General features: G+C 66.5%; 7 protein-coding genes and 1 pseudogene. 1 reads left to right on the top strand and 7 read right to left on the bottom strand.

Annotated elements, in window-relative coordinates; genetic code table 11:
• The 6 genes and pseudogenes from JWP60_RS08870 to JWP60_RS08845 form a co-directional block, all read right to left on the bottom strand.
• Positions 1-488: pseudogene (locus tag JWP60_RS08870) on the bottom strand (fimbrial protein FimV); the annotation flags it as partial.
• 218 nt (positions 489-706) lie between these two features.
• The gene (gene asd, locus JWP60_RS08865) at positions 707-1,882 is read right to left on the bottom strand and encodes an aspartate-semialdehyde dehydrogenase (protein WP_299789384.1); all 1,176 of its coding nucleotides are present in this window, start codon (positions 1,880-1,882) and stop codon (positions 707-709) included.
• Between the two features lie 108 nt (positions 1,883-1,990).
• Positions 1,991-3,100, bottom strand: a complete 1,110-nt coding sequence (gene leuB / locus JWP60_RS08860) for a 3-isopropylmalate dehydrogenase (protein ID WP_299789381.1) — start codon at positions 3,098-3,100, stop codon at positions 1,991-1,993.
• Between the two features lie 154 nt (positions 3,101-3,254).
• A complete protein-coding gene (leuD, locus tag JWP60_RS08855) occupies positions 3,255-3,899 on the bottom strand; it encodes a 3-isopropylmalate dehydratase small subunit (RefSeq protein WP_299789378.1) in 645 nt (214 codons plus the stop codon).
• Positions 3,900-3,957: 58 nt separating this feature from the next.
• Positions 3,958-5,379 (bottom strand): 3-isopropylmalate dehydratase large subunit, encoded by a 1,422-nt coding sequence (leuC, locus tag JWP60_RS08850; protein WP_299789375.1) that lies wholly within the window; start codon positions 5,377-5,379, stop codon positions 3,958-3,960.
• A gap of 23 nt (positions 5,380-5,402) precedes the next feature.
• A complete protein-coding gene (locus JWP60_RS08845) occupies positions 5,403-6,392 on the bottom strand; it encodes a LysR family transcriptional regulator (RefSeq protein WP_299789372.1) in 990 nt (329 codons plus the stop codon).
• Positions 6,393-6,597: 205 nt separating this feature from the next.
• Between JWP60_RS08845 and JWP60_RS08840 the strand changes: the two genes are divergently transcribed.
• Complete coding sequence (locus JWP60_RS08840) at positions 6,598-8,490, top strand: hypothetical protein (RefSeq protein ID WP_299789369.1); 1,893 nt, start codon at positions 6,598-6,600, stop codon at positions 8,488-8,490.
• A 35-nt stretch (positions 8,491-8,525) separates the two neighbouring features.
• Here the strand turns inward: JWP60_RS08840 and JWP60_RS08835 are convergent, their stop codons facing one another.
• On the bottom strand, positions 8,526-9,866 hold the full coding sequence (locus tag JWP60_RS08835) for an MFS transporter (protein WP_299789366.1): 1,341 nt from the start codon (positions 9,864-9,866) through the stop codon (positions 8,526-8,528).
• Positions 9,867-9,869: the final 3 nt, after the last annotated feature.

The raw sequence follows: 9,869 nt of genomic DNA, 5'->3' as shown, positions 1-9,869 counted from the left end.
GGGGCGGTGCGCGGCGCGGCTGCGGTGCCGGCACGCGGGGTGACCTGCGCTTGCAGCGGCGCCTGCGGCTGGCGCAGCGCCGGCGGGTCGAACAGCATCGTGAAGTCGCGCTGCACGCGGCCAGAGGCCCACGTCGCTTCGAGGATCACGTCGACGAAGGGCTCGTTGACCGGGCGATCGCTGGCCAGGCCCAGGAAGTAGCTGCCGTTGGGACGGCGCTGCAGCGTGATCGTGACGTTGTTCAGCGTGGGGTTGTATTCCAGGCCCTGCTGCTGGAACAAGGTGGCCGGGGCGATGTTCGCCTTCAGCGAGGCGACCTCATCGGGGGCGATCTGGGGAACGTCGATCTCGGCACGCAGCGGCTCGCCCAGTGCCGACTGCACGCTGACCCGGCCCAGCGCCAGCGCCAGGGCGTCGGTGGGCGCGAACCCGAAGGTGACTGCTGCCGCCAGTGCCAGCGTGGACAGCCGGAGCCCCGGCTTGCTCATTCGTTGCTTCCCCACGGTCCGTTCCAGAGGCAGTCTTGTTGTCTTCATGCGGCGCATCGCCCCGAGGCTAATTCGAAAAAGGACCATAACAGCAAGGTCTTAGAGTGACAAGCTGAGACACCGCTTAACGTCCGTGGAACGCTTTGCGCAGTACTGCGTCACGGGGGCTTGTTGTCGGGCCACAACGCGCGTTAACCGGTGGATACAGCTGGGGTAGCTCACGCCTCCAGCAGAACCCGCAGCATCCGCCGCAACGGCTCCGCGGCACCCCACAGCAACTGGTCGCCGATCGTGAACGCGCCGACGTACTCCGGGCCCATCGCCAGCTTGCGGATGCGGCCGACCGGGATCTCCAGCGTGCCGGTCACGGCAACGGGCGTCAGGCCCTGCATCGTGGCTTCGCGCGTGTTGGGCACGACCTTCGCCCAGGGGTTGTCGGCGGCGATCATGGCCTCGATGTCGGCCAGCGGCACGTCCTTCCTGAGCTTGAAGGTCAGCGCCTGGCTGTGGCAACGCATGGCGCCGATGCGCACGCAGAAGCCGTCGACCGGCACGGCGGCCGTGCCGAAGCCCTCGCCCTGGCCGAGGATCTTGTTGGTCTCGGCGCCGGCCTTCCACTCCTCGCGCGAGATGCCCCAGCCGGCCTCGCCCGGCTGCTTCCCAGCCCCCAGGTCCTTGTCGATCCAGGGAATCAGCGAGCCGCCCAGGGGCACGCCGAAGTTGGCGGTCTCTTCGCTGTTCATGGACTGCTGGCGGGCCAGCACCTTGCGGTCGATCTCCAGGATCGCGGACTTCGGGTCATCGAGCAGGCCGCGCACTTGCGCATTGAGCGTGCCGAACTGCGTCAGCAACTCGCGCATGTGCTGCGCGCCGCCGCCCGAGGCGGCCTGGTAGGTCATGCTGGTCATCCACTCGACCAGGCCCGCCTTGTACAGCGCGCCCACGCCCATCAACATGCAGCTGACCGTGCAGTTGCCGCCGATCCAGTTGCGGCCGCCCTTGGCGAGCGCGTTCCTGATGACGGGCAGGTTGACCGGATCGAGCACGATCACCGCGTCTTCCTTCATGCGCAGCGTGGAGGCGGCATCGATCCAGTGGCCGTTCCAGCCGGCGGCACGCAGCTTGGGGAAGACCTCGGTGGTGTAGTCGCCGCCCTGGCAGGTGATGACGATGTCGCACTGCTTCAGCGCCTCGAGGTCGAAGGCGTCCTTGAGCGTGGACTCGTTCTTCGCCTGCTTCGGGGCCTTGCCGCCCGCGTTGGAGGTGGAGAAGAAGACGGGCTCGACCAGGCCGAAGTCGCCTTCGGCCTGCATGCGGTCCATCAGGACCGAGCCGACCATCCCGCGCCAGCCGACCAGGCCGACCAGGGGTTGTTGTCCGTTCGAGAGTTTCATCGTGCGCGCCCTTTCAGTTGGATCCTGGGTCTCCCGGCTCCCGTGCGTGCCGGGACTCTCGGGTACTCCGGTCCGTCGGACCGGAGCTGGCGCGACGAACCGGAGCTGCTAGCTCTTGGTAGTCGTCTTCTTCGTGATGGCAGCGACGACCGCGTCGCCCATTTCGCGGGTGCCGACCTTCACGACCGAAGGGGTCTTCGCGTTGCCTTCGGAGAAGATGTCCGCCGTCCGCAGTCCCTGGGCCAGCACGTCCTGCACCGCGGACTCGATGCGGTCGGCGGCTTGCGGCTGGTTGAGGGAGAAGCGAAGCATCATGGCGGCAGACAATATTGTAGCCAGTGGGTTGGCAACCCCCTTGCCGGCAATGTCGGGGGCACTGCCGTGAGACGGCTCGTACAGGCCCTGGTTCGAGGCGTTCAGGCTGGCCGAAGGCAGCATGCCGATCGAGCCGGTGAGCATCGCCGCCTCGTCCGAGAGGATGTCGCCGAACATGTTGCCGGTGACCACCACGTCGAAGGACTTGGGCGACTTCACCAGCTGCATGGCGGCGTTGTCCACGTACATGTGGTCCAGCTTCACGTCCGGATACTGCTGGCTCACCTCGGTGACCACGTCCCTCCAGAACTGGAAGGTCTCCAGCACGTTGGCCTTGTCGACCGAGGTCACCTTCTTGCTGCGCTTGCGCGCGGCCTGGAAGGCCACGTGCGCGATGCGTTCGATCTCCGGGCGCGTGTAGCGCATCGTGTCGAAGGCTTCCTCGGCGCCGGCAAACGCGCCATCGGGCGAAGTGCGACGGCCGCGGGGCTGGCCGAAGTAGATGTCGCCGGTGAGCTCGCGGATGATCAGGATGTCGAGGCCCGCGACCAGTTCCGGCTTCAGGCTGGAAGCATCCGTGAGCTGCTCGTAGCAGATGGCCGGCCGGAAATTCGCGAACAGGCCGAGGTTCTTGCGCAGGCCGAGGATGGCCTGCTCGGGGCGGAACTGGCGTTCGAGCTGGTCGTACTTCCAGTCGCCGACCGCGCCGAACAGGATGGCATCCGCTTCCTTGGCGAGTTTGAGCGTGGCCTCGGGCAGGGGGTGGCCGTGCTTGTCGTAGGCGGTGCCGCCGACATCCGCAAATTCCAGCTCGAACTTCAGGTCGAGGACCTTCAGGACCTTGACGGCCTCCTGGACGATCTCGGTACCGATGCCGTCACCGGGGAGAACTGCGATTTTCATTGGGGTGCTTTCGTGGGTCGCTGAAAACCCGATATCCGGACGCAGAAGGCGCAGAAGTTACGCAGAAGTCGCAGAAAGACAAAGAAAACTTTAAAGGTTTTCTTCTGCGAGTTCTGCGTAACTTCTGCGCCTTCTGCGTCCGGTTGTTGGGTTTTTAAAGCGTATGCGCCAGCCAGGGCTTGGTCGCCAGGCGCTCCGCTTCGAACGCCTTGATCTTGTCGGACTGGCGCAGGGTCAGGCCGATGTCGTCGAACCCGTTGATCAGGCAGTACTTGCGGAAAGGCTGCACGTCGAAGCCGATCGACTCGCCGCCGGGCGTGACGATCACCTGACGGTCGAGGTCCACCGTCAGCTCGTAGCCGGGGAAGGCCAGGACCTCGTCGAACAGCTTGGCCACCGTCGGCTCCGGCAGCGCGATCGGCAGCACGCCGTTCTTGAACGTGTTGTTGAAGAAGATGTCCGCGAAGCTCGGGGCGATCAACGCGCGAAAGCCGTACTGCTGCAGCGCCCAGGGCGCGTGCTCGCGCGAGGAGCCGCAGCCGAAGTTCTTGCGCGCCAGCAGGATGCTCGCGTTTTTATAGCGCGGCTGGTTCAGCACGAAGTCGGGGTTGGGCTTGCGGGTGGCGGGGTCCTGCCCCGGCTCGCCGTGATCCAGGTAGCGCCACTCGTCGAACAGGTTGGGACCGAAGCCGGTCTTGCGGATCGACTTGAGGAACTGCTTGGGAATGATCGCGTCGGTGTCGACGTTCTCGCGATCGATGGGGGCGACGAGGCCTTTGTGAACGGTGAATTTATCCATGATCTTCAATGTGAGGGGACCGGGCACCGCTTCGCTGGTGGTCCGTCCCCAGGTCGAATCAAGCAAACAGCCGCACGTCGACGAAGTGCCCGTGCACCGCCGCCGCCGCCGCCATCGCGGGGCTCACCAGGTGAGTGCGGCCCCCTGCGCCCTGGCGGCCTTCGAAGTTGCGGTTGCTGGTGGAGGCGCAGCGCTCGCCCGGCTCCAGCCGATCGGCGTTCATGGCCAGGCACATCGAGCAACCCGGCTCGCGCCATTCGAAGCCGGCCGCTTCGAAGATCTTGTCGAGGCCTTCGCGCTCGGCCTGCTCCTTGACCACGCCCGAGCCCGGCACGACCAGCGCCGCCTTCACGTTGGGCGCGACCTTGCGACCGAGCTTCTTCACCATCGCGGCCGCCTCGCGCATGTCCTCGATGCGGCTGTTGGTGCACGAGCCGATGAACACCTTGTCGACGAAGATGTCGTTCATCGGCTTGCCCGGCTGCAGTCCCATGTAGGTCAGCGCGCGCTCGATGGCGCCGCGCTTGCTGGCGTCCTTTTCCTTGTCGGGATCCGGCACGCGGCCGTCGATGGCGGTGACCATCTCGGGCGAGGTGCCCCAGGTCACCTGCGGCACGATCTGCGTGGCATCGAGCTGCACCACGGCATCGAACTTCGCATCCGGGTCCGAGCGCAGGCCGCGCCAGTAGGCCACGGCGTGGTCCCACTCGACGCCCTTGGGCGCGAGCGGCCGGCCCTTGACGTAGTCGATCGTCTTGTCGTCCACCGCCACCAGCCCGGCGCGCGCGCCCGCTTCGATGGCCATGTTGCACACGGTCATGCGGCCTTCCATCGACAGGCCGCGGATCGCGGCGCCGGCGAACTCGATGGTGTAGCCGGTGCCGCCGGCCGTGCCGATCCGGCCGATGACGGCCAGCACGATGTCCTTGGCGGTCACGCCCGGGGCCAGCCGCCCCTCGACGTTGACCAGCATGTTCTTCGCCTTCTTGGCCAGCAGCGTCTGCGTGGCCAGCACGTGCTCCACCTCGGAGGTGCCGATGCCGTGCGCCAGCGCACCGAAGGCGCCGTGCGTGGAGGTGTGCGAGTCGCCGCACACCACGGTCATGCCCGGCAGCGTCGCGCCCGACTCCGGGCCGATCACGTGCACGATGCCCTGGCGCCTGGACAGGAAGGGGAAGTACGCAGCGGAGCCGAACTGGGCGATGTTCTTGTCCAGCGTCGTGACCTGCTCCTTGGAGATCGGGTCGTCGATGCCGTCGTAGCCGCGCTCCCAGCCGGTGGTGGGCGTGTTGTGGTCGGCGGTTGCCACAACCGAGCTGATGCGCCAGACCTTGCGCCCGGCCTCGCGCAGGCCTTCATAGGCTTGCGGGCTGGTCACTTCGTGCACCAGGTGGCGGTCGATGTAGAGGATGGCGGTGCCGTCTTCTTCGGAGTGGACGACGTGCTCGTCCCAGATCTTGTCGTACAGCGTGCGTGCCATGGGGCTTTCCTTTGCGTGAAATTTTATGTGGCTTGGGGACAGACCAGGAGCGCAGCGCTGCTCGGTCCCCCCTGATCAGCGAGCGGCTGCTGCTCTTGCGCCCGCGAGCGCAGGTGGTCCACCAGCAGGCGAGCCGTGAGGGGCAGGGTGGAGAAGTCGCGCGCCACCAGGCGGATGTCGCGCGTGGCCCAGGCGTCGGTGAGGGCGACGCATTCCAGGTCGCCCACGCCGTGCATCAGCGTGAAGGCGCGGCGCGGCATCACGCCCACGCCCAGGCCGTTGTGGATCATCCGGCACATCGCATCCAGGCCGGTGACGTGGATGCGCAGGCGGATCGTGCGGCCGGCAGCCGCGGCCGCCTCGCGCATCGCGAGATAGATGGAGCTGTTGGAGTGCAGGCCGACGTGGTCGCACTCCAGCGTGTCCTCGAAGGCCACGGCCGCATGCCGTGCCAGCGCATGGCCGCGCGGCACGATCAGCACCAGTTCGTCGTGGCGATAGGGCAGGGTCTGCAACTCGTGGCCGGCGCCCGCCGCGACGTTGCAGATGCCGAGATCGGCCGCGCCTTCCTGCACGGCGCGCAGCACCTCGGTGGAGAGGTGCTCCTCGAGGTCGATCTTCACCTGCGGGTGTTCCTGGCTGAAGGCGCCCAGGTCCTCCGGAAGGAACTGCACGATCGCGGAGATGTTGGCGTGGATGCGCACGTGGCCGCGCACGCCATCGGCGTACTCGGACAATTCGGCCTGCATCTTCTCCAGGCTGAACAGGACCGAGCGCGCGTGATGCAGCAGGCTTTCGCCGGCGGGCGTGAGCTTCACGCCGCGCGTGTGGCGATACAGCAGGGGCGTCTCGAGCGTCGCCTCCAGGTCGGAGAGGCGTTTGCTTACCGCGGAGGCGGCGATGAACTCCCGCTCCGCGGCGCGGCCGATCGAACCCAGCTCGCAGACAGCCACGAACAGCTGCAGCGAGGTCAGGTCGATTCGGCGGGCAAAGGAACGTTCGGTGGGTCGCATCGCGTAAGGCCCATCGCGCAGGGCGATGGCAGAACGCGATTTTCCAATAAACACGCGCTCTCGTCATCGTCATCTGCGATGGCAGCGCTGCCGAGCGGGTCTGCCACGCGATCGCGGCCGCCGGCTCCTGCCGACTCGCTGCTGTTGAGCGACGACTACACTCTCAAGGCAGGCACCAGAAGCGGCGCGCGTGCCGCTTTCCCGAATGAAGAAAACCTCCCTTGCGATCTTCCTGGTCGCCGTGCTGGCGGTCGCGTACGCGGCCTATCTGGCAATCGCCTTCGCTGCCCAGCCGCCGTTGGACCTGCACGCGTTCCGGCAGGCGCAGACCGCGCTGACTACTTACTGGCTCGCCCAGGATGGATTCAAGCTGGCTTACGAGACACCGGTGGTCGGCCCGCCGTTCGCCATTCCGTTCGAGTTCCCGATCTACCAGGCCATCGTCGCAGGCCTTTGGAAGGTTTCCGGTCTCCCGCTCGATGTGGTCGGGCGCCTCACGAGCTTTGCCTTCCTCCTGCTATGCGTCCTTCCGGCGCGCTCGATCACCAGAAATCTGCAATTGCCGCGATCCGTGTTCTGGATTTTCGTGGCCTTGCTGTTCTCCTCGCCGATCTATGTGTACTGGGGCCGGAGCTTCCTGATCGAGACGGCCGCGCTCTTCTTTGCCGTGGCGGCGATCGGCTTCTTCGTCGACTATCTGTTCGCGAGCCGTTCCGCCAGGTCGCTGCTCCTATTCGCCGTGTTCGCCACCCTGGCCGTTCTGCAAAAGGCCACCACGTGGCTTCCGGTCGTGCCCGTGCTTGGCCTCGCCTATCTTTTGGTCGAAGGCAAGAGGCCAGGGTCGCTGCGCGACCTCCTTGTGGGCAGGCGTGCACTGCTGGTCGCCGCCGGATTTTTCGTGCCGATCGCGCTTGGGTTTGTGTGGGTTCGATTCAGCGACCAGGTCAAGTTGCTCAATCCACTCGGCCAGCAGATGACGTCCGTCGCGCTCAGCAGGTGGAATTTCGGCTCGTTCCTGCAAAGAACGTCCGGCGACATCTGGACCACTGTGGTCTGGCGCAGGCTCCTGGTGCCCAACCTGGGCGCTTTGCTGGGGCTGTTCCTGCTGGCCGCGCCGTTTCTCGTTCGCACGCAAGCCCGCGTGAGATGGATCGCCCTCGCGGCGCTCGCCCTCGGCATCCTGCCTTTGTTCGTGTTCACGAACCTGCACCTGGTCCACACCTACTACCAGTCCGCGAACGCCATCTACCTGCTCTTCGCGGTCGCCGTGGCGCTCGGCGCGGTGGTTCTGCCGCGGCTCGGTTCCGCCTCGGCCATGTTGATGCTCGCAGTCATTCTGGTCGGGAATCACGCGGCCCTGGACTCGGAGTACATGGGCGCCTTGCAACAGCGGTTCACGGAGGAAAACCGGGACGTGGCCGTCGGCGGCATCCTCAAGCGGGAAGTGCCGGCGGACAAGGTGTTCGTCGCGTTCGGCAACGACTGGAGTTCGACCTTCGCGTACATGGCGCAGAGAAAGTCCTTCACGGTTCCGCGCTGGTTCAAGGGCTACACACAGATCGCACAGGCGCCGGAGCGTTTCGTCGGCCCGGGTCAGCTGGGTGCTGTGGTCTCGTGCTCCGTACCGGTTCCGAATGCCGCCGATGTGGCGGGGTGGGCTTCCCTGGGTCGCTCCTGGAAAGTCGGCGAGACCCAGGGCTGCGTGATCGCGGTTCCGCAGAAAACCATGGAATCGGGAGTGGATGGCACCATCGCGTGCCAGGGAAAGATCGATGTCGCGCAGGTGGCCATCCGCTACGGACACAGGATGCTGTCGGTAGCGGGCTGGACGGCCCCTGCCGACTCCCGCACCACGCTTGCCGAGCGCGTCTTCCTTTCCGTCTCGGCGCGCGGCGCACCCGCCACCTATTTCGATACCTTGAAGGTTCCGGGTCCGGATGTGAAGGAGCAGCTCCTGGAAGGCGAAGTCTCCTACAGCGGTTTCACCCGGCTCATCCCGGGTGACTGGAAGCCGGGCGAGTACGAGCTTGGCGTGGTGCAATACGCATCGGGTCGCTACCAGGCATGCCAGCTGAAGAAGCAGCTGGTCGTCGAATAGCGGGCCCACCGCAGGCCCGGCTCCACCTTTGTGGATCAGTCCCGCAGCATGCGGTTCGTGCGCAGCGCCACCAGCGTGCACACCGCCCCGGACAGCAGGTAGAGACTCACGGACCAGGTCCCGATGTAGACCGACAAGGCCAGCGCGACCAGCGGCGCGAAGCCCGCGCCGATCAGCCAGGCGATATCGGTGGTGAGCGCGGCGCCGGTATAGCGCAGGTGCGGCTCGAAGTTCGACGTCACCGCACCGGCGGCCTGGCCGTAAGACAGCCCGAGCAGCACGAAGCCGACCAGGATGAACACGTCACGCCCGACGCTACCGCCGCCCAGGAGGAAAGGCGTGGCGAAGCTGAACGCCGCGATGGCCACCGCGAGAGTGCCCAGGGTCCTGCGCCGCCCGATGCGGTCGGCCATCCAGCCCGAGCCCAGCATCGCCAGCCCGCCCAGCACCGCACCCACCAGCTCGATGGACAGGAACTGGAAGACTTCATCTTCGGCATAGAGCGCCACCCAGGAGAGCGGGAAGATGGTGACCAGGTGGAACAGCGCATACGAGGCCAGCGCCACGAACGCGCCGATGAACACGTTGGAGCCCTGCTTGGAGAACAGCTCGCGCACGTCGCACGGCTCGAGCTCCGCCTCCTGCAGGCCGCGCTCGTACTCGTGGGTCACCACCAGCCGCAGGCGCGCGAACAGCGCCACCACGTTGATCGCGAAGGCGGCGAAGAAGGGGAAGCGCCAGCCCCAGACCAGGAAGTCGGGCATCGACAGCTGCGACCACAGGTAGGTGAAGACGCCGCAGGCCACGAAGAAGCCGAGCGGCGCGCCCAGCTGGCCCAGCATCGCGTACCAGCCACGCCGGTTCTCCGGCGCGTTGATGGCCAGCAGCGAGGGCAGCCCGTCCCAGGATCCGCCGAGCGCCAGGCCCTGGCCGATGCGGCACGCGATCAGGCCGGCGATGGCCAGCCAACCCATGGCTCCGTAGCCGGGCAAGACGGCAATGCTCACCGTGGAAGTACCCAGCAGAAAGAGCGATACCGTCATCTTCACGGTGCGGCCGAAGTGCCGCTGCAGCGTCATGCCCAGCAGCGTGCCGATGGGGCGCACGACGAACGCTATCGCGAACACCGCGAACGAGTACAGGATGCCGTGCAGCCGGTCCACGAAGGGGAAGAACACGGCCGGGAACACGAGTACGGAGGCGATGCCGTAGACGAAGAAGTCGAAGTTCTCCGAAGCGCGGCCGACGATCACGCCGACGGCGATGTCGCCCGGTGCGAGCTGCGCGTCGTGGAGGGAGTTGTCGGGGCGGGCGCCGTGGGCGCCGGACTGCGTGGGGGAGAGGGGGGAAACGGGCGCGGTAGCGACGGAAGCCATGGG

It is taken from the genome of Ramlibacter sp. (assembly GCF_028291745.1).
Taxonomy (GTDB): Bacteria; Pseudomonadota; Gammaproteobacteria; order Burkholderiales; family Burkholderiaceae_C; genus Ramlibacter.
The sequence above is the reverse complement of the archived record's forward strand: the minus strand, read 5'-3'. Positions and strand labels throughout refer to the sequence as shown.